This is a genomic window from Mumia sp. zg.B53 (assembly GCF_019550935.1).
Lineage (GTDB): Bacteria > Actinomycetota > Actinomycetes > Propionibacteriales > Nocardioidaceae > Mumia.
The window spans coordinates 50,596-70,197 of record NZ_JAHWCK010000002.1; the positions used below are offsets into that span (position 1 = coordinate 50,596).

Annotated in this window: 20 protein-coding genes; 14 read left to right on the forward strand and 6 right to left on the reverse strand. The window is 69.6% G+C overall.

Annotated elements, in window-relative coordinates:
• Positions 1 to 28 precede the first annotated feature (28 nt).
• Entirely contained in the window at positions 29 to 2,554 is a 2,526-nt protein-coding gene (locus KV102_RS11340; RefSeq protein ID WP_220346346.1) for a bifunctional FO biosynthesis protein CofGH, read from the forward strand.
• A 116-nt stretch (positions 2,555 to 2,670) separates the two neighbouring features.
• Positions 2,671 to 3,051 carry an SHOCT domain-containing protein gene (locus tag KV102_RS11345; protein WP_220346347.1) on the forward strand — a complete coding sequence of 127 codons (381 nt, stop codon included), beginning with the start codon at positions 2,671 to 2,673 and terminating at the stop codon, positions 3,049 to 3,051.
• Here the strand turns inward: KV102_RS11345 and KV102_RS11350 are convergent.
• Genes KV102_RS11350 through KV102_RS11360 form a run of 3 tightly spaced genes read right to left on the reverse strand, consistent with a single transcriptional unit; the run spans position 3,044 to position 5,978 of the window.
• Complete coding sequence (locus tag KV102_RS11350) at positions 3,044 to 3,517, reverse strand: DUF6542 domain-containing protein (RefSeq protein ID WP_220346348.1); 474 nt, start codon at positions 3,515 to 3,517, stop codon at positions 3,044 to 3,046. The two genes, KV102_RS11345 and KV102_RS11350, sit on opposite strands and share 8 nt — an antisense overlap.
• A 28-nt stretch (positions 3,518 to 3,545) precedes the next feature.
• Entirely contained in the window at positions 3,546 to 4,697 is a 1,152-nt protein-coding gene (locus KV102_RS11355; RefSeq protein WP_220346349.1) for a DNA recombination protein RmuC, read from the reverse strand.
• A gap of 12 nt (positions 4,698 to 4,709) precedes the next feature.
• Positions 4,710 to 5,978 (reverse strand): MFS transporter, encoded by a 1,269-nt coding sequence (locus tag KV102_RS11360; RefSeq protein ID WP_220343824.1) that lies wholly within the window; start codon positions 5,976 to 5,978, stop codon positions 4,710 to 4,712.
• 56 nt (positions 5,979 to 6,034) lie between these two features.
• Here KV102_RS11360 and KV102_RS11365 point away from each other — a divergent pair, with 56 nt between their 5' ends.
• The 4 genes from KV102_RS11365 to ychF are packed head-to-tail and all read left to right on the forward strand — an operon-like array spanning position 6,035 to position 8,747.
• A complete protein-coding gene (locus KV102_RS11365) occupies positions 6,035 to 6,649 on the forward strand; it encodes a hypothetical protein (protein WP_220346350.1) in 615 nt (204 codons plus the stop codon).
• 35 nt (positions 6,650 to 6,684) lie between these two features.
• Entirely contained in the window at positions 6,685 to 7,038 is a 354-nt protein-coding gene (locus KV102_RS11370) for a helix-turn-helix transcriptional regulator (protein ID WP_220346351.1), read from the forward strand.
• Positions 7,035 to 7,664, forward strand: a complete 630-nt coding sequence (locus KV102_RS11375) for a GNAT family N-acetyltransferase (RefSeq protein ID WP_220346352.1) — start codon at positions 7,035 to 7,037, stop codon at positions 7,662 to 7,664. Before KV102_RS11370 ends, KV102_RS11375 begins: the two co-directional genes overlap by 4 nt.
• A gap of 6 nt (positions 7,665 to 7,670) precedes the next feature.
• The gene (ychF, locus tag KV102_RS11380) at positions 7,671 to 8,747 is read left to right on the forward strand and encodes a redox-regulated ATPase YchF (protein WP_220346353.1); all 1,077 of its coding nucleotides are present in this window, start codon (positions 7,671 to 7,673) and stop codon (positions 8,745 to 8,747) included.
• Positions 8,748 to 8,825: 78 nt separating this feature from the next.
• Here ychF and KV102_RS11385 read toward each other — a convergent pair whose 3' ends face one another.
• A complete protein-coding gene (locus tag KV102_RS11385) occupies positions 8,826 to 9,665 on the reverse strand; it encodes an alpha/beta fold hydrolase (RefSeq protein ID WP_220346354.1) in 840 nt (279 codons plus the stop codon).
• An 86-nt stretch (positions 9,666 to 9,751) separates the two neighbouring features.
• On the opposite strand from KV102_RS11385, the gene KV102_RS11390 reads away from it, so the two are divergent.
• Together KV102_RS11390 and KV102_RS11395 are read left to right on the forward strand one after the other, a co-directional pair.
• Positions 9,752 to 10,378: a TetR/AcrR family transcriptional regulator gene (locus KV102_RS11390; protein WP_220346355.1), complete on the forward strand. Its 627-nt coding sequence runs from the start codon at positions 9,752 to 9,754 to the stop codon at positions 10,376 to 10,378.
• A 253-nt stretch (positions 10,379 to 10,631) separates the two neighbouring features.
• The gene (locus KV102_RS11395; RefSeq protein WP_220343830.1) at positions 10,632 to 10,985 is read left to right on the forward strand and encodes a DUF1801 domain-containing protein; all 354 of its coding nucleotides are present in this window, start codon (positions 10,632 to 10,634) and stop codon (positions 10,983 to 10,985) included.
• 167 nt (positions 10,986 to 11,152) lie between these two features.
• Here KV102_RS11395 and KV102_RS11400 read toward each other — a convergent pair whose 3' ends face one another.
• A complete protein-coding gene (locus KV102_RS11400; protein ID WP_255560899.1) occupies positions 11,153 to 12,043 on the reverse strand; it encodes an NAD(P)-binding domain-containing protein in 891 nt (296 codons plus the stop codon).
• Positions 12,044 to 12,090: 47 nt separating this feature from the next.
• Here KV102_RS11400 and KV102_RS11405 point away from each other — a divergent pair, with 47 nt between their 5' ends.
• The gene (locus KV102_RS11405) at positions 12,091 to 12,474 is read left to right on the forward strand and encodes a MerR family transcriptional regulator (RefSeq protein WP_220346357.1); all 384 of its coding nucleotides are present in this window, start codon (positions 12,091 to 12,093) and stop codon (positions 12,472 to 12,474) included.
• 35 nt (positions 12,475 to 12,509) lie between these two features.
• Complete coding sequence (locus KV102_RS11410) at positions 12,510 to 12,929, forward strand: GNAT family N-acetyltransferase (RefSeq protein WP_220346358.1); 420 nt, start codon at positions 12,510 to 12,512, stop codon at positions 12,927 to 12,929.
• A 3-nt stretch (positions 12,930 to 12,932) separates the two neighbouring features.
• On the opposite strand, the gene KV102_RS11415 is transcribed toward KV102_RS11410, so the two are convergent.
• On the reverse strand, positions 12,933 to 13,970 hold the full coding sequence (locus KV102_RS11415; protein WP_220346359.1) for a LacI family DNA-binding transcriptional regulator: 1,038 nt from the start codon (positions 13,968 to 13,970) through the stop codon (positions 12,933 to 12,935).
• 173 nt (positions 13,971 to 14,143) lie between these two features.
• On the opposite strand from KV102_RS11415, the gene KV102_RS11420 reads away from it, so the two are divergent.
• From KV102_RS11420 to KV102_RS11435, 4 genes are read left to right on the forward strand one after another with little or no spacing between them, the layout of a single operon-like run.
• Positions 14,144 to 15,442 (forward strand): extracellular solute-binding protein, encoded by a 1,299-nt coding sequence (locus KV102_RS11420; RefSeq protein ID WP_220343835.1) that lies wholly within the window; start codon positions 14,144 to 14,146, stop codon positions 15,440 to 15,442.
• Positions 15,439 to 16,374 (forward strand): carbohydrate ABC transporter permease, encoded by a 936-nt coding sequence (locus tag KV102_RS11425; protein WP_220346360.1) that lies wholly within the window; start codon positions 15,439 to 15,441, stop codon positions 16,372 to 16,374. The genes KV102_RS11420 and KV102_RS11425 overlap by 4 nt, the downstream gene beginning before the upstream one ends.
• A 1-nt stretch (position 16,375) precedes the next feature.
• Positions 16,376 to 17,203: a carbohydrate ABC transporter permease gene (locus tag KV102_RS11430; protein WP_220343837.1), complete on the forward strand. Its 828-nt coding sequence runs from the start codon at positions 16,376 to 16,378 to the stop codon at positions 17,201 to 17,203.
• Positions 17,204 to 17,257: 54 nt separating this feature from the next.
• Positions 17,258 to 19,558 carry a glycoside hydrolase family 3 N-terminal domain-containing protein gene (locus KV102_RS11435; protein WP_220346361.1) on the forward strand — a complete coding sequence of 767 codons (2,301 nt, stop codon included), beginning with the start codon at positions 17,258 to 17,260 and terminating at the stop codon, positions 19,556 to 19,558.
• The last annotated feature ends 44 nt before the right edge of the window (positions 19,559 to 19,602 follow it).

Sequence of the window (19,602 nt, forward strand, 5' to 3'; positions counted from 1 at the left end):
GGCGGGAGACGATTACGATAAGGCGATCATGACGAGCGACCGCGAGATCCGACGGGCGCTGACCCGCGCCGAGGCTGGGAAGTCCCTCGACCACGCGGAGACGGTAGCGCTGGCTTCCTCCCGCGGCGACGACCTCGTGCGCCTGAGTGACGTCGCGTCGCGCGTGCGTGACGCGGCCATGGTCGCGGCTGGGCGTCCCGGCGTCGTCACGTACTCGCGCAAGGTCTTCATCCCGGTCACGCGGCTGTGCCGCGACCGGTGCCACTACTGCACGTTCGCGACCACGCCGAACCGTGTCGACGCGCCGTTCCTGTCGCCGGACCAGATCCTCGCCATCGCCGCGCAGGGCGCGGCGCAGGGGTGCAAGGAAGCGCTCTTCACCCTCGGCGACCGCCCGGAGGACCGCTGGCCCCAGGCTGCCGAGTGGCTGCACGAGCACGGGTACGACGACACGCTCTCGTACGTGCGCGCGATGGCGATCCGCGTCCTCGAGGAGACGGGGTTGCTCCCGCACCTCAACCCCGGCGTGATGTCGTGGGCGGAGCTCCAGCGGCTCAAGCCGGTCGCGCCGTCGATGGGCATGATGCTCGAGACCACCGCGACACGGCTGTGGTCGGAGCCCGGTCAGCCGCACTACGCCTCGCCGGACAAGGACCCGGCCGTGCGCCTCCGGGTCCTGGAGGACGCGGGTCGCATCGGCATCCCGTTCACCACCGGGATCCTCGTCGGCATCGGGGAGACCGTGGAGGAGCGTGTCGACGCGCTGTTCGAGCTGCGGCGGCTCTCGCGCACCTACGGCGGGATCCAGGAGGTGATCGTCCAGAACTTCCGCGCCAAGGACGACACGGCGATGCGCAACGAGCCCGATCTGGGGGTCGAGGAATACCTCGCCACGCTGGCGACCGCACGGATCGTGCTGGGTCCGGGGGTCACGTTGCAGGCCCCGCCCAACCTCTCCGACCCCGACTCGATCGCCCCGCTGCTCGCGGCGGGCGTCGACGACTGGGGCGGCGTGTCCCCGGTGACGCCCGACCACGTCAACCCCGAGCGCCCGTGGCCGCAGATCGACGACCTCGCGACCTGGACCGCGCAGTCGGGCCTGACCCTGGCCGAGCGACTGACGGTGCACCCGCGGTTCGTGCGCGAGACGTTGTCGGGGGAGCGCCCGTGGTTCGACAGCCGGTTGATCCCGCATGTGTCCGCTCTCGCGGATCCTGACGGGCTCGCCGACGCCGGAGCGCCGGTCGTGGGTCGGCCCTGGCAGGACCCCGAGACACCTCCGGAGGCGAGCGGCCGTACGGAGCTGCACACCGAGATCGACACGGTCGGCCGGAGTGCGGACCGACGCAGCGACTTCGCGGGTGTCTACGGCGACTGGGAGGAGGTGCGCGAGCACGCGTCCCGGACCTCCGAACCCCTTGGTCTGCCGTCGGTCCCCGAGCGACTCGACTCCGACGTCCGTACGGCCCTGGCGCGCGCCTCTGAGGAACCCGCGGGCCTCTCCGACGGGGACTACCTCGCCCTCATGGCCGCCGAGGGCCCGGCGCTGGACGCGGTCTGCCGTCTCGCCGACGACCTGCGGCGCGACGCGGTCGGCGACGAGGTGACCTACGTCGTCAACCGGAACATCAACTTCACCAACGTCTGCTATGTCGGATGCCGGTTCTGTGCGTTCGCTCAGCGAAAGTCCGACGCCGACGCCTACACGCTCTCTCTGGAGCAGATCGGAGACCGCGTCCGCGAGGCGACCGCGCTCGGCGCGAGCGAGATCTGCCTCCAGGGCGGCATCTCACCCGACCTGGGACCCTCGGCCTACGCCGACATCGTTCGCGCGGTGAAGGCGGCGTCGCCGGACGTCCACGTCCACGCGTTCAGCCCGATGGAGATCGTCACTGCGGCGGCCAAGGCGGGCCGTTCGATCCGCGAGTGGCTGACGGAGCTGCGGGAGGCGGGGCTCGACACGATCCCCGGCACCGCGGCGGAGATCCTCGACGACGACGTCCGTTGGGTGCTGACCAAGGGCAAGCTGCCGGCGGCGCAGTGGATCGAGGTCGTCGAGACGGCGCACAGCCTCGGCATCCGGTCGAGCTCGACGATGATGTACGGCCACGTCGACAACCCCCGGCACTGGGTCGGGCACCTGCGCACCCTCGCGGAGGTGCAGGAGCGCTCGGGCGGGTTCACGGAGTTCGTCGCGCTGCCGTTCATCCACACCAACGCGCCGATCTATCTCGCCGGCGTCGCCCGTCCGGGGCCCACGCTGCGCGACAACCGGGCTGTCCACGCCCTCGCGCGAATCATGCTGCACGGGCGGATCCACAACATCCAGACCTCGTGGGTCAAGCTCGGTGTGGACGGCACGCGGCAGATGCTGCGCGGCGGTGCGAACGACCTCGGCGGCACGCTGATGGAGGAGACGATCAGCCGCATGGCGGGGTCGCAGCACGGCTCGGCCAAGACGGTCCACGAGCTCCGGGTGATCGCCGAGGGGATCGGCCGACCCGTTCGTGAGCGGCGTACGGACTACCCCCACCAGCAGGAGACCGCGGCCTGACGGCGGCACCACCGGAATCACCCCTCCCGGGCGATGCTGGTGACGTCCGTCCGGCGAGACAGTTCTGCTGGAGCGCATGGGCGCGCCGAGGCACCGCATGACGGAAAGGGTCGCGCATGGACGACTTCTGGGACTTCTTCTGGCTCCTGGTCTGGAGCTTCTTCTTCGTGGCGTATCTGATCCTGCTCTTCCAGATCTTGACCGACCTCTTCCGTGACCATCGTCTGAGCGGTTGGTTGAAGGCAGTGTGGGTGATCTTCTTGATCATCTTCCCGTTCCTGACGGCGCTGGTGTATCTGATCGCCCGCGGCGGAGGCATGGCCGAGCGGCAGGCGGCGGCGTTGCGGGCGGCCAAGGCCGAGACCGATCAGTACATCCAGCAGACCGCAGGCCACGCGAGTCCGGCGCACCAGATCGAGACGGCGAAAGCACTGCTGGACTCGGGGACGATCAGCCAGGCGGAGTTCGACCAGCTCAAGGCCAAAGCGCTCAGCTGAGCGCTCGTCCGAACGAGGCTCGGCGCCAGCCCACGATGCCGAGGGCGGCGCCGAGCCCGGCCACGAGTGCGACCGCGTGCTGCACGACCGCGATCACGACGAGCTGCACGAGCGAGGCGTCGGGTGGCGTGCCCGGCTCGTCGAGGGCGCTCGAACGGGCGATCGCCGCCACGGCCATCACGCTCACGAGGACGAGCGGCGGCGCGACCATCGGGGCGTAGAGCGCTTGCCGCGAGGCGGCAAGGGCGTTCGTGGCCGAGACGAGCACGAACAACACGTCGAAGAACCAGCCGAGGCGCCCGGTCGTGAGGATCTCGAGCCAGGCGGTGGCGAAAGCTGCCACGACGGCGACGACCACCAGTCCGCGCGCGGACAGGTCGTGCTGGGCGGCGCGCGCTGTCCACGCCTTGCGGTGGCGTGGCGGCCGCCGACCAGGACCGCGGGAGAGCCGTGCCCACTGCTGCACGTCTCCACGCTATGGCGTGGTGGCTCGATCAGCCCGTACGGCGCGCCGTGCCGAGGACGCTATCGCCGTCCTCGGCGCGCTCGACCTCAGCGGACGTGATCTCCTCGACGATGCGGTCGACCAGCTCCGGCGCCTGGACGGGACGAGCCAGGCTCTCGACCGGCTCGGGCGCCGGCAGGTCGGCGTCGGGTGCGTGGAGCTCCGACATCCGACGCGCCGTGACGAGGACCCGCGTCTCCAGCGACCCGACGGCGCCGTTGTAGGCACCCACCGCCGCATCGAGGCTGCGCCCGACCTTGCCGAAGTGCTTGCCGAGGGTGCCAAGACGCTCGTACAGCTCGCGCGCGAGGGTGTGGACCTCCCGTGCCTGGTCGGCGATCTGCGCCTGGGTCCAGGCGTAGCCGACGGTGCGCAGCAGCGCGATCAGCGTCGTAGGGGTCGCCAGCACGACGCGCTTGGCGGCGGCGTCCTCCAGGATCGACGGGTCGGTGTCGAGCGCGGCGGACAGGAACGCCTCACCGGGCACGAAGAGCACCACGAACTCCGGCGCGGTGGTGAACTGCCGCCAGTAGGCCTTGGCCGACAGCCCGTCGACGTGAGTCCGGAGCTGACGCGCGTGCCGCCGGAGGTGAGCGGCGTACTCGTCCTCGTCATCGGCCTCGGTGGCGTCGAGGAAGGCATCGAGCGGGACCTTGGAGTCGACCACGACGTGCTTGTCGCCGGCCAGGTGCACGACCATGTCGGGGCGCAGCGCGGCTCCGCCGTCACGGACCGTGGTCTGGAGGTCGAAGTCGACGCGATCGACCATGCCTGCGAGCTCGGCGGCCCGCTGCAGGTGCATCTCGCCCCACCTGCCGCGGACCTGCGGCTTGCGGAGCGCCGTCGACAGCGAGGCGGTCTCGCGTCGCAGGGACTCGCTCGTCGTACGGACCTGCTCGACCTGCTCCCGGAGCTGGCTCTGCCACGACACCCGTCCCGCCTCGATCTCGCGAAGCCGGGTGTCGAAGCGGTCGAGGCTCTCCTTGACCGGACCGACGGCCTGCGCCGTCGCGTGCGCGGACAGCTGCACGTGGTCGACGGTGGCGGCATCGTGCCGGCGCAGCACGCCGCTGCCGAGCAGCACTCCGACGGCGAGGCCGGCGAGCAGGGCGAGCAGGGCGACGAGGAGCAGGCTGGGCATGGGGTCAGCGTCTCAGCGGTCACTGACAGTTCTGCTGTCGGCGGCACCCTCCCGTTCAACTGCCGCGCGTCGAGCGACCCACGCCGCCCCTGTCCCCGCCGCCGCCAGGAGACCGCCCAGGACGAGCCACCCCGCCGTGCCGTGCTCGATCGCCGTCGCGGTCACCAGGATCGGTGACACCATGGCCGCGACCGCGTAGCCCGTCTGCGTCAGTCCCTGGTACGCCCCCGCTCGACGCGTGTCGGCGAGCCCGAACGCCATGCCCCAGCCGCCCGCCTCGCCGAGGACCTCGCCCCACCCGTGCACGAGAGCCGCGACGACGAGCAGCGCGCACGCGGTCACGACGTCGCCGTATCCCGCCGCGGCGTAAGCGACGCACGCCGCAGCGAGCAGCCACGACCCCTGCCGTACCGCGATGCCTGCCCTGCGAATGTCGTGCGTGCCCCGCGACACCCGAACCTGCAGCACCACCACGACCACCGTGTTGAGCACGAGCAGCACCGAGACCATCGCGGTCGGCGCGGCGGTCGTCGCGATCCACAGGGGGACGCCGATCGTCTGGAGTCCGAAGTGCATGGCGACGACGGCGTTGAGGCCGACGCTGGCGACGTACGTGCGGTCGCGCCAGGGCGACGGGCCGCGGGTCGGCTGCCCGGCGTCGGTCGGCCTCCGAGAGGCCTCGGTCATCGTCGCCGCCAGTGCCGGGACCGCGTACGGGAGCCGGACGACCGGAACAGCCGCCACGAGCAGGAGGGCGCCCGCCGCGATCATCGCGGCCCGGTACGCGGCTGCGGTGTCGACGACGAGGGCCGCCGCTGCGGTGACGGTGCCGAGTCCGATGCACACGTTGGTGACCACGCGCATCCGCGCCCGGAGGGTGACCCTGTCGGGTCCGACGTACCAGCGCGCGATGATCGCCTGCTTCGCCGATCCCTGCACCGAGCGCGCGCCGACCGCGACGCAGGCGACGAGGACGAAGACGAGCGCGTCCGCGGCGAAGGTGTACGCGAGCATCGCCAGGCCGTTGAGCGTCATCGCCCACGACTGCACGTGGTGGGCGCCGACCCGGTCCGACAACCAGCCCCCCGCGTACGAGGCGACGACCCCGACGCCTCCGGCGATGCCCAGCCCGAGCCCGACGGTGGTGGCCTCAAGACCGATCACGCGGGTGAAGTAGAGCGCGCTCACGGTGTAGAAGACGCCGCTCGACAGGGAGTGCGCCGCCGTGCTCAGGGTGAGAGCCCGGGCGACCCGGTCGTGCGGCAAGAACGTCTCGATCACGGGGTCAGTTCTCGCCGATCGCGCGGGGAGCACGAAGAGATATAGCGTAAGGCTTCATGGTCGGCCTTCTCGAGTACGAGCTGGACGGCAGGGATCTGGGCGATGTCCGCTTCGCGATCTCGCCGATCAACGAGCTGGCACTGTCGCTGCGCACGTTCCGGGAACCCGGTCGCTTCCCCGTCCACCTTCCGTGGCTCCGCGAGACGCAGGACGCCCGCGACCGGCTCGACACGACGATGCTTCGCGCGCTCAGCAACGATTCGCTGTCGACACCGGACTTCCTCAGCCCGCGGCCGCACAGCCCTCTGACCCGCATCGACACCGAGCTGCAGACGCTGGCGAGGGTGGAGGACGAACGCCTCGGTGCCGACCTCCGCGCGATCCACCCGGACGGTCTCCCGTACCCGCTGCGGGGGTCCGCCGAGGCGGTCCGCCTCCGCATGCTGCGCGCGCTGCGGGCGTACTGGGACTCCTGCTTCGCGCCCTGGTGGCCGCGGATGCGCGGCGTGCTGCAGGCCGACATCGTGCACCGTGGTCGGGTGGCGGCCACGGAGGGCGTCGGCTCGATGCTCGGAGGAATCAGCGACCGCGTCTGCCTCGACGGCGACGTCGTACGGGTCCGCCTGACGTCGCCCTTGCAGAGACGTCGCGGCACTCGCGGCGAGTCCTGACGCTCGTGCCGAGTCTGTTCACCAGGGGAGCGACCGTGCCGATCGGCGAGGACGAGCCGCCGATGATCCTCTACGGCGCCCGTGGATCCGGCGCTCTCTGGCAGGTCGAGCCGCGCCGCTCGCCGGCGGTGCTCGGCGACCTGCTCGGGGCGACACGTGCTGGTCTTCTCGCCGCGCTCGAGGTGCCGGCATCGTCGACGGAGCTGGCCCGTCGGCTGGGAGTGACGACCCCTGCGGTCAACCAGCACCTGCGGGCGATGCGGGACGCCGGGCTGCTCACGAGCGCGCGGCACGGACGGTCGGTTCTCTATCTCCGGTCGGAGCTCGGTGACGCGCTCGTCGCCGGGGGAGGACGGATGTTGGCCGAGGATGGTACGAACGGAGGATGACCGATCAGCCGACGCGCGCCACCCTGCCGTCTGCGTGGCCGCTCCCGATCGAGACCGACCGCCTGCGGCTGCGCCCGTACGCGCACGGCGACGCGCCGCGGGTGCTCGACATCCACAGCCGGCTCGACGTCATCCGGTGGCTCGGGGACCCTCCGTTCACGCCGATGGCGTCGCTCGACGAGGCCCGCGCCTGGATCGACGACCTCAACGAGCTGGCCGAGGCCCACCCGGGCTGTCTCGGTCTGGCTGCCGAGGTGCGCGACACCGGAGTCGTCGCGGGCACGGTGATGATCACGCCGTGCCCCAACAGCGACCCGCCGGACCTCCAGGTCGGCTGGCACCTCCACCCGGACTCGACCGGTCGCGGCTACGCGACGGAGGGGGCGAGGGCCCTGCTCGACGTGGCGTACGCACACTTCGACGGCTCCGCGCCGGACCGGCCGCTGCTCGACGAGGTGTGGTGCGGGATGTATCCCGACAATCACGGCTCCGCGGGAGTCGCCGTACGCCTCGGGCTCGAGGACCTCGGCATCCTGAAGGACCCGTGGTACGAGGGTGACAGCCACCTGTTCCGTACGACGCGAGACCACTGGGCGGCGGCGCGTCGCGGCCGCCCCGTACGCTAGTTCCTCGTGGCACTCAGCATCGGCATCGTCGGACTCCCGAACGCGGGCAAGTCGACCCTCTTCAACGCTCTGACCAAGAACGACGTCCTCGCGGCGAACTACCCGTTCGCGACGATCGAGCCCAACGTCGGCGTGGTGGGGGTCCCCGACCCGCGCCTCGACGAGCTCGCCAAGATCTTCGGCTCCGAGCGGATCCTCCCGGCGACCGTTCAGTTCGTCGACATCGCCGGCATCGTGCGTGGCGCCTCTGAGGGTGAGGGACTCGGCAACAAGTTCCTGAGCCACATCCGCGAGTCCGACGCGATCTGCCAGGTCACGCGTGTGTTCCGTGATCCCGACGTCACCCACGTCGACGGCAAGGTCTCGCCGAGCGACGACATCGAGACCATCCGCACCGAGCTGATCCTCGCCGACCTCCAGACGATCGAGAACGCGCTCCCGCGGCTGGAGAAGGACGCCAAGAAGGACAAGGACGTCGCCGTGGTCGCCGAGGCGGTCAGGCAGGCGCGTACGCACCTCGAGGCAGGCACCGGCGTGTTCTCCGCCGGCCTCGATCCCGAGCCGCTGCGCGAGCTGCACCTCCTGTCGGCAAAGCCGCAGCTGTTCGTCTTCAACTGCGACTCCGACGAGCTCGCGGACGAGGAGCTCAAGCAGCGGATGCGTGACATCGTCGCGCCCGCCGAGGCCGTCTTCCTCGACGCGAAGTTCGAGGCCGAGCTGGTCGAGCTCGACGACGACGAGGAGGCTCGCGAGATGCTCGCCGAGATGGGCATCGACGAGCCCGGACTCGACCTGCTGGCGCGCGTCGGCTTCGAGACCCTCGGGCTGCAGACCTACCTCACCGCCGGGCCGAAGGAGGCTCGTGCCTGGACCATCAAGAAGGGCGCGACCGCACCCGAGGCCGCCGGCGTGATCCACACCGACTTCCAGCGTGGCTTCATCAAGGCAGAGATCGTGTCGTACGACGACCTCGTGGCCGCCGGCTCGATGGCTGCGGCGAAGTCGGCGGGCAAGGTCCGCATGGAGGGCAAGGACTACGTCATGCAGGACGGCGACGTGGTGGAGTTCCGCTTCAACGTGTGATTGCTCGGCTTGTGCGCGGTCCGCGCGAACTCGTGCCAGAGGTAGCCGCTGCGCGCTGAAGGCCGAGACCGTCAGCCTTCAGGAACTACCGCCGGGGCGAGGGTCGCGGGATCGTGCTGTCTCCTCGCCGAGACGCAGGTGGCGCACCAGGCTCGGTAGGAGCACCTTCTCCGAGACCATGTGATCCTGTCCGGCCAGCGTTTCACGAGTGGCGCCTGGGATGCTCGCCTGCAGAGCGTCGGCGACGCGGTGCAGCTCCTCGGGGCTGCGTTCGCCGACCATCACGTGTGTGGGCACGCGCACCGCGGCGGCGACGTCCAACGGTGGCGGTGCCGCGGTGAGGGACATGTCGTAGCGGAGCGTGGGTGCGAGCGCGACGAGCCGACGCCACCCCGGCATGAAGGGCAGCAGCGCAGCGAAGAACCTCGGCATGCCGATGCCGACGAGGAAGCGCTTGATAGCGGCCGCGTCGCGTCCTTGGTCGAGAAGGGCCTCCACGCCGGCGCACACCGTCGCGTAGCGATCGGCCCCAGCCTGGTCGGCGACCCAGGACGCGTCGTAGAGAACGACCCCCTGCACCTTCGGTGCGAGCCTGTGGGCCGCGTGCAGAGCCAGCACCGCCCCCGACGAGTGGCCGTAGATGAACGATCGTCCTCCCATCGTGTCGATGAGCGCCTCGAGATCCTCGACTTCACGGTCGAGCGACCACGGCGCTGTGTCGGTCGAGTCGCCGCGTCCGCGCCGGTCGTAGGACAACACCCGGAAGGACCGGGACAACACCGAGGCGCCCTTCTGGACGGGGCGGAACGTCCGGTGGCAGATGGCCCCCGTCACGTAGACGAGCGGCGGGCCTTCGCCGTTCACCTCGTAGGCAAGCCTGGTGCCGTCACGCGAGATGGTGGCGCTGACACCTGTCATGGTCGCCCCCTCGTAAGTTTCTGGACTGGTGCGTCTAGAATTAAGAAGTTAGACTGGTGGGTGTGATAAGTCAAGGGTCAGCCGGGATGCGCCCGAGCTCGGCGGCGAAACGGCGAGCCATCCTGGCAGCCGCGGAGGAGGCCTTCCTCGCCGCCCACTACGAGAGCGTGACCATGGACGATCTCGCTCGTTCCTCCGGAGTCTCGAAGCAGACCGTGTACGCGCACTTCGGCACCAAGGAGCAGCTCTTCATCGAGCTCGTCACCTCGATGACCCGGCTGGCAGCCGACGACGTGCACCAGGTCGACGCTCTCCCGATCGAGTCGGCCGACCGCATCGCGCCGGTGCTCGAGTCGATACTGAGCCGGCAGCTGGCGGCGGTATTGCAGCCGCGCATGCTCAGGCTGCGCCGGTTGGTGATCGGTGAAGTCCCGCGATTCCCCGAGCTGGCGCGGGCCGTGTTCGAGCATGGCCCCCAGCGGGCTGTCGCCGTGCTTGCCCAGATCCTGTCCGACCTCGACGCCCGCGATCTCTTGTCCGTGCCCGATCCGACAACGGCCGCCACCCAGCTCAACTGGCTGGTCATGGGCGCCCCGGTCAACGACGCCATGTTCCTGGGGGACGACGCCATCCCGTCGACACCGGCCCAAGGAGACCATGTGAAGGCCGCCGTCGCCACGTTTCTGTCCTCGGCCCGCCGGTCAGCCGAGTGACATGGATGCCTCGAGAGAAGTGCTGCCGCTGCGCTGAGCGTCGGGCGAGATCGCTGCCGGTGGTGTGATCTGTCTGCGGTCCGATACCCTGACCGCGGTGGTACGCCACCGACGACGCTTCCACGTGGCAAGGCCACGTGAATCATCGCGGAGAGGCCTGAGCAGCTCAGGACATGTCCGGATGGGGTGCGGCGCATTCGCGCCGACTTCATTCCGCCGGTGCTCGACATCGGCTGACGAGAGAGGACATGACGTGACGTCGAAGGACGAGAAGAATCTGGCACAGGTGGTCGACAAGATCTCGAAGATGGACGAGCCGAGGCGGTCAACCATGCAGCGTGTGCACGACATCATCATGACTGCGGCCCCCGCGCTGAAGCCACGGATCTGGTACGGAATGCCCGCCTACGCGACGTCGGCGAGCACGCCCGCGCTCGTGACGCTGCGCAACGACGAACGCTTGAATCTCGCGATCACCGAGAAGTCGGCCTTCCGAGCCGCAGGCGGCGCGGACGGGCTGTTGATGCCGGCTGCGTGGTTCTTCGAGACCGTGGACGACGACACGGAGAAGCGCATCGCCGAGATCGTCCGCTCGGTGGTCGACTGAGCGACGCGTGAGCGTCTTCCGCCCCCACCCTGAGTGAGGTCGGTCGCGCCTCGTCCCGCGGTAGGCCTGAGCCACTGTCGGGGCGAGGCGTGACGCCTGCGCTCGACGGAACGCGGTGGAGCTCCGCGTCACCGTGTCACGAGCGCTACGCCGCACCGTGAGCTCGATCATCTCGACGTTGCGTGCGGTTGGGCGAACTGCTCGATCAGAACGGGATAGCTCCTTCCTCCCTGGCCGGCGGCGATGGCTCGATCGACAAGCGCCTTGAAGAGCCTCGGGAGCTCCGCGTTGACGCCGAGCCTCTCGCTCTCCTCGATGAGGTGCGTCATTCCGCCCGCATGGGTGTTGAGCGTCGCGTCGTCGGATGGGTATGTCCCACGGTCAACCTGGTCGGCATAACCGGCGAGCCAGCCTACCGTCTCCTGCGCCAGCTGGGCCGCGAACGGCGTGTAGGAGGCCGCGTCGACGCCGGCGGTGCTCAGCAGGGCCACGCCCTGGAGCCAGGCGTTCAGAACGCCCCACATCATGCTCAGGCCGGCGACGTCGTACAGAGCCGACAGACCATGGTCCTCGCCGAGGTAGGCGGTGGTGCCGAGCGCGTCGAAGATGGACTGGTGCATGGTGAAGGTGGTCTCGGGGCCGCTCAGCAGGATCACTGCCGCGGCGGTGCCGATCGTCGGGGGAACAGCCATGATGGCGCCGTCGAGATAGGTCGCACCTCGGTCCTCGGTCCAGCGAGCCATCTCGCGGGCCTGCTCTGAGTCGCCCGACGCCAGGTTGACCAGGACTCGACCGCCAAGTCTGTCGGCGACCGGGGTGAGGACCTGCTGGAGCGACGCGTAGTCGGAAACACACGTGACGACCACCGGGCTCGCGTTCACCGCCGAGCCGACCGAGTCGGCGAGCAGCGCGCCCTGAGTCACGAGCTCCTCTGCCTTGGCGGCCGTGCGGTTCCACACGGTCGTCCGGTGCCCCGCTCCGAGCAGTGCGCCCGCCAGGGCGGTGCCCATGAGTCCGAGGCCGATGAGTGTCACGTCAGAATCGGTACGGGAAGTCATACCAGCATGCTGAACGTTGAGACCGGTGTGAAGGTCAAGGGGGAGCTGTGCATATCGGAGAGCTGAGCCGTCGAACCGAGGTCAATGCCCATCAGCTGAGGTACTACGAGGCCCAAGGACTGCTGGAGCCGGGCCGCAACGGGGCCGGATACCGGGTGTACGGCCCGGCGGACGTCGTCACGGTGAAGCAGATCCGGCACCTCCTCGAGGCGGGACTGTCGACCGAGGACATCGCCTACCTGCTGCCGTGTGCAGTCGGGGAGGCGCCCGAGCTCGTCGGCTGTCCGGAGCTGCTGGCGGCCATGCGGACCCGGTTGGGCCGCCTGGACGACCAGGTCGACGCGCTGACTCGTTCTCGGGAGGCGTTGGCGCACTACATCGACGAAGCCGCACGGGCCGGTGACGAGACCCGGCATGGGGTGGCGCAGTGACAGGGCTGGCACCTGGATACTCGCTCTGTGCGGGAGTGCCCAGCACGGCCGACTACCTGCGGCTGCGGAACGATGCCGGCCTTACGCCGCGCACCGTGGAGCAGGCAGAACGAGCCTTGCCCGGCAGCTGGTCCGCATGCCATGTCATCGACAGCGGTGCTGGAACAGTGGGAATGGGGCGGCTCATCGGTGACGGTGGCTGGTACTTCCACGTGGTCGACATGGCCGTGCTGCCTGCTCACCAGCGGCGGGGTGTCGGGAACGCGGTGCTCACCTGGTTGCTCGACCAGGTACGGGACGGGGCGCCGCCGGGTGCCTTCGTCTCGCTCATGGCCGACCCGCCAGGGAGACGCCTCTACACGCGACTGGGCTTCACCGAGGATCGGGATCTGTCGATCGGTATGGCCCTGTGGTTGGGACGCGAGGATGAGGACGGATCGTCGGGGACCTCCTGACCGTCACCGTGACGCCTCCCGCGAGGCGGGTGGTGCGGTCGACCCCCGTACGACCAAGGACGTCGCGAGCTGCACCGGAGGGGAGACGCGGGAGCCGTCGCGGGCACCCTCGACGGCCGCCTGCATCGCCATGCGCCCCATCTGGGTGAGTGGTTGGCGGACGGTCGTGAGCTGGGGTGAGGCCGCGTGCGCGGCGAAGGTGTCGTCGAACCCGACGACCGAGAGGTCGTCGGGAACGCGCAGGCCGACCTGGCGCGCGGCCTCGAGCACGCCGAGAGCCACGGCATCGCTGGCCGTGAAGATGGCGGTCGGGCGGTCGGTGTCGCGAAGCAGTGTCGTGCATCCGAGGCCGTCGTCGTAGTCGAACGTCCCGGGGACGACCGGGGCGGCGTTCGGGTCGAGGCCGGCCGTCTCGATGGCGCTGCGGAATCCCGCCAACCGCTCGTTGGCCGGCGTGGACGTCGGCTCTCCACCGACGTAGGCGAGACGGGTGTGTCCGAGCGAGAGGAGGTGCTCGGTGGCCTGCACGCCGCCCATCCAGTTGGTCGCGCCGACGCTCATCACGCCGTCAGGTGCCGCAGCCACCGGGTCGACGACGATCAGGGGAGTCCCGCGGCGGCGGCAGGCAGCGACGTGGTCGTCGGAGAGCGGGTTGGTCACGAGGATGAAGGCCTGGGCGCCGCGCGCCTGGGCCTGCCGGATCCAGGCCGGCGAGCCTGGCGCGAAGCGGTCGTCGGCGACGTTGCCGAACTCGTTGACGATGACGATGGCGTCTCGGACCTGCGCTTCGGCGAGCAGACCGTCGAGCACCGTCGCCGAGTAGGCGTTGGCGAGGCGGTCGAAGACGACCCACACCTGGGTGGTGCCGGGAGCAGGGGCGCGGACCGCAGGCACGTACCCGAGCTCGTCGGCCGCCGTGGTGACGCGTGTCCTCGTCTCGGGGGCAACGTCGGCGCGGTCGTTGAAGACCTTGGAGGCGGTCGCCTTCGAGACACCCGCCCGGGTGGCGACCTGCCCCAAGGTCACGTGCGTCTCGGCCATGCGTGCACCGTACGGGATTCGAAACGTTTCGTCCACGATCCGCGCGAGAACAGCGAGAAATCCAGCGGCGGGTCACGCCCGACTTCGACCTCTTGTGTCGTGCATCACATCCGGTCTATGGTCATCTCAACCGAAACCGCCCGAAACGTTTCGGCACGGAGAGGAAGCACACCATGAGAGGCAACAAGAGGCTGGTCGCGATCGGCGCCGCGGCGAGCGCGGCCGCTCTCGTCCTGAGCGCATGCGGCGGAACCGATCCCGGGAGCGGCGGCGAGGACGCGAGCGCCTGGGTGCTCACCGGCGGCTCGGAGGCGACGTTCCGCAGCTCGTTCGAGACCTGGAACAGCGACAACGCCGACCAGGAGATCGCGACCGACTGGTTCGCGAACGACGCCTACAAGGAAAAGATCCGGACCGCCGTCGGGTCCGGCAGCGCACCGACCTTGATCTTCAACTGGGCCGGCGGCGCGCTCACGGACTACGTCGGCAACGACGACGTCGTCGACCTGACCTCTCGGACGAAGGAGCTTCAGGAGCGACTCGTCCCCTCCGTGCTCGAGAGCGGCAAGATCGACGGCAAGCTCTACGCGGTCCCCAACAACAACGCCCAACCCGTCATCCTCTTCACGAACAACAAGGTCCTCGAGGGGGCAGGCGTCGACGGTCCGCCCACCACGTTCGACGAGCTCCTGGACGACGTCGCCAAGCTCAAGAGAGCCGGAGTCGACACCCCGATCGCACTTGCGGGGCAGAGCCAGTGGCCCGAGCTGATGTGGATCCAGTACCTCGCCGACCGCGTCGGCGGACCCGAGACGTTCAACGCCGTCATCGACGGCAAGCCCGACGCCTGGTCGAGCCCCGAGATGCTCAAGGCGCTCGGCATGATCACCCAGCTCGTCGACGCTGGTGCCTTCGGTGACAAGTTCGGCTCCGTCGTCGCCGACGCCAACGCTGATGCCGCCCTCCTGCACACCGGCAAGAGCGGCATGCTGCTGCAAGGTGCCTGGACGTACTCCAACTTCCTCACCGACGCCCCGGACTTCGCCGACAGCGGCGACCTGGGCTTCGCCAACTTCCCGTCGGTCGAGGGTGGCAAGGGTGACCCCGCCAACATCGTCGGCAACCCGGCCAACTTCTGGTCCGTCTCGGCGAAGGCGTCCAAGGAGCAGCAGGACACCGCCGTGGACTACCTCAACGATGCGATGTGGGACGAGAAGTACGTGGACGAGCTGATCAAGAACGGTGGCGTCCCGGTCACCGTCGGTGCCGAGGACAAGATCGCCGGCTCCGACCAGGCGCCGTTTCTCACCTTCGCGTACGACATGGTCAAGAACGCGCCCAACTTCCAGCTGTCGTGGGACCAGGCGCTACCGGCGAGCCAGGCGCAGGCGCTGCTGACGAACCTCAGCCAGCTCTTCCTCGGCCAGAAGACGCCCGAGCAGTTCGCGAAGGCGATGAACGACGCGTCATGACCGTTGCCGACCGGGTCCGAGAGCCCCGCCAGTCCACCAGCCCGCCCGCCCGTCCTCGCCCCCGTCGCCTCGGTCCGTCCCTGTGGATGAGCGCGCCGGCCATGGGCTTCTTCGCGTTCTTCGCCGTCGTGCCGCTGGCAGGTGTCGTCATCCTGTCGTTCACGACGTGGGACGGTCTGGGGACGCCTGAGTGGGCGGGCACCGCGAACTGGAGGTCGGTGCTCTCGGACCCGGTCACGCAGCACGCCATCACGCTGTCGGTCATCCTCACGGTCGCCTCGTGGCTGGTCCAGTGCCCCACGAGTCTCCTCCTCGGCGTCTTCATGGCAGGGCGACAGCGCTACCGCGCCGTGTACTCGGTGCTGTTGTTTCTCCCCCTGCTGTTCTCCGCAGCCGCGGTCGGCATCGCGTACAAGTCGCTCCTCGACCCGAACTTCGGGCTCGGCACCGCGCTCGGGATCGACTCGCTCAACCAGGACTGGCTCGGCGACCCGTCACTGAGCATGCCCACGCTGGTGTTCGTCATCGCCTGGTGCTTCATCCCGTTCCACTCGTTGCTCTACCAGGCCGCGGCACGCCAGATCCCCCGGTCGATGTACGAGGCGGCGACGATCGACGGGGCAGGGCGGATGACCACCTTCTTCCACATCACGCTCCCGCAGCTGAAGAACACCATCGTGACCTCGTCGACGCTGATGATCGTCGGCTCGCTGACGTACTTCGACCTCATCTTCGTGATGACGAACGGCGGACCGGGCAACGCCACCCGCGTGATGCCCCTCGACATGTATCTCCGCGGGTTCCGCTCGTACGACATGGGGGGAGCGGCGGTCGTGGGCGTGCTCCTGGTCGTCGTGGGTCTTGCCGTGTCGTACCTGCTGAACCGGCTCGGCGGCAGCTCACGCATGGACAGCCAGATGGAAGGCCTCTGACATGCGCACCCGTACCCAACGGCCCAACCTCGTCGGAGGGCTCGTCGGCACGTTCTGGCTGGCGGTCACGCTGGTGCCGATCTACTACATCGTCGTCACCAGCCTCCGCCCTCGCGCGGACTACTTCACGTCCAACCCGCTCTCGATCCCCACCGAGCCGACGCTGACGGCCTACCGTGAGGTCCTGGCCGCCGACTTCACCAAGTACCTGGTCAACTCGGTCCTCGTGACGGTCGCGACGGTGGCCGTGACCGTCACGCTCTCGCTGATGGCCGCGTACGTGATCGTCCACAACCGGTCGGCTCTGTCGCGACGGGCCTTCGAGGTTCTCCTCCTCGGGATCGCCATCCCGATCCAGGCGACGATCGTGCCCGTCTACTACCTGATCGTCCGCCTCGGTCTCTATGACACGTTGTGGGCGCTCATCCTTCCCTCGATCGCCTTCGCGATCCCGATCTCCGTCCTGATCCTCGTCAACTTCGTCCGTGACATCCCTCGAGAGCTGTTCGAGTCGATGCGGCTCGACGGAGTGTCGGAGTGGAGCCTGCTCTGGCGGCTCGTCACGCCCATGACCGTGCCCGCGATCATCACCGTCGCCATCTACGACGCGCTCAACGTGTGGAACGCGTTCCTCTTCCCGCTGATCCTCACCCAGAGCGCGGACAAGAGAGTCCTGCCGCTCTCCCTCTGGACGTTCCAGGGATCGTTCACGGTCAACGTGCCCGCGATCCTCGCCGCCGTCGTCCTGTCCGTGATCCCGCTCCTCGTCGTCTACGCCATCGGGCGTCGGTTCCTGGTCTCGGGACTGACCGCGGGCTTCTCCAAGTAGCGCGACCACGCCATCTCCCGGAATCGCCCCGGTCCCGACCGCAGAAGGAACTCGATGAACCTCTGGAACGATCCCGCCGCGTCCGTCGACGAGCGCGCCGATGCGCTGCTCGCCGCCATGAGCCTCGACGAGAAGGTCGGCCAGCTCGCCAGCTTCTGGCCCCAGCCCGCCGCCTCCTCGCAGGTCGCCGGTGACGTGGCCCCGATGGAGAGCGCGATGAGCGACGGGCTGTCGTGGGACGAGTCCATCCGCCACGGCCTGGGCCACCTCACGCGGAACTTCGGCACCGAGCCGGTCTCCGTCGACGACGGCGTCAAGCGGCTGCGCGACTACCAGCGCCAGGTCGTCGACCAGTCCCGGTTCGGGATCCCGGCGATCGCCCACGAGGAGTGCCTGACCGGCTTCACGACGTACGGCGCGACGGTCTACCCCGCCGCCATCGCGTGGGGGGCGACGTTCGACCCCGACCTGGTCGAGGAGATGGCGGCCGCCATCGGCAGCGACATGAAGGCGGTCGGGGTCGACCAGGGGCTGTCGCCGGTGCTCGATGTGGTCCGCGACTACCGGTGGGGCCGCGTCGAGGAGACGCTCGGTGAGGATCCGTACGTGGTCGGCACCCTCGGGGCCGCGTACGTCCGTGGGCTCGAGGGCGCGGGGATCGTCGCGACGCTGAAGCACTTCGCCGGATACTCAGCGTCCAAGGCGGCGCGCAACCATGCGCCGGTGTCGATCGGTCCGCGCGAGCTCGAGGACATGATCCTGCCGCCGTTCGAGATGGCGATCCGCGAGGGCGGCGCGCGCTCGGTGATGAACTCGTACTCCGACGTCGACGGGCTCCCGGCGCTCGCGAGCAACAGGCTCCTGACGCACGTCCTGCGCGACCGCTGGGGCTTCCGCGGCACGGTCGTCGCCGACTACTTCGCCGTCGCCTTCCTCGAGACCACCCACCGCGTCGCCGCCGGCCCGCGCGCCGCCGGGATCCTCGCCCTGGAGGCCGGGCTCGACGTGGAGCTCCCCAGCACGACCGGGTACGCCGACCTCGCGTCTGCGGTCGCCGACGGGGTTCTGGACGAGGCGTACGTGGACCGGGCGGCCCGGCGGGTGCTGCGGCAGAAGATCGAGCTCGGGATGCTGGATCCCGCGTACGACCCGACGTCGGTCGGGGAGTCGACCGACCTGGACAGCCCGCGCAACAGAGACGTCTCCCGTCGTCTCGCCGAGCAGAGCATCGTGCTCCTGAGCAACGACGGCGTCCTCCCTCTCCAGGTCCCGTCGCGCATCGCGCTGGTCGGTCCGTGCGCGGACGACCCGAACACGTTCATGGGCTGCTACTCGTTCCCCAACCACGTGCTGTCGCGGTACGGCGGCGACGACCTCGGCGTCGACGTACCGACGCTCCTCGATGCTCTGCGCGGCGAGGTCGAGGCCGAGGTCGTCCACCACCTCGGCGTGCCCGTCACCGAGGCCGATCGCGGAGGCCTCGACGCGGCGGTGGGCGCGGCCGCCGAGAGCGACGTGGCCGTCGTTGTCGTGGGGGACCTGGCGGGACTGTTCGGGCTGGGCACCTCGGGCGAGGGCTGCGACGCTGTCGACCTCCGGCTCCCCGGCATCCAGGAGGAGCTCGTCGAGCGCGTGGTGGCCACGGGGACACCGACCGTCCTGGTCGTCGTGTCGGGTCGTCCGTACGCGCTCGGGGCGTTCGCCGACCGCTGTGCCGCCATCGTCCAGGCGTTCATGCCGGGCGAGGAAGGCGGCGCGGCCCTTGCCGGCGTCCTGACGGGACGCCTCAACCCGGAGGGCAAGCTGCCCGTGGGCATCCCCGCGCACCACGGTGGTCAGCCCGGCACCTATCTCGCACCGCCGCTCGCCTGGTACTCCGAGGGCATCTCCAACCTCGACCCTCGGCCACTGTTCCCCTTCGGGCACGGCATCGGCTACACCTCGTTCGAGCTCACCGACCTCCACATCAGCGAGGAGAGCGTGGCGACCGACGGGATGGTCGAGGTGTCGGCGACCGTCACCAACGTCGGTGACCGCGCCGGGGCCGAGGTGGTGCAGCTCTATCTCGGTGACCCGCTGGCGCAGGTGACCCGGCCCCTCAAGCAGCTCGTCGGCTACGCCAAGGTACGGCTCGACGCCGGGTGCTCCGCGACCGTCACCTTCGACGTCCACATGGACCGCACGTCCTTCACCGGTCGCGACCTCGAGCGCGTCGTCGAGCCCGGCAGGATCGACGTCACGGTCGGCACCTCCAGCGAGGACCGCCGGCTGACCGGTCGCTTCGAGATCACCGGGGAGACCCGCGTCGTCGATGAGGGCAGGGTGCTCACGACACCGGTCCGGATCGACGGATAAGCGCGCGGGTGCTGACGGCGAGCGGCCGGCTCGAGGTCCACAGC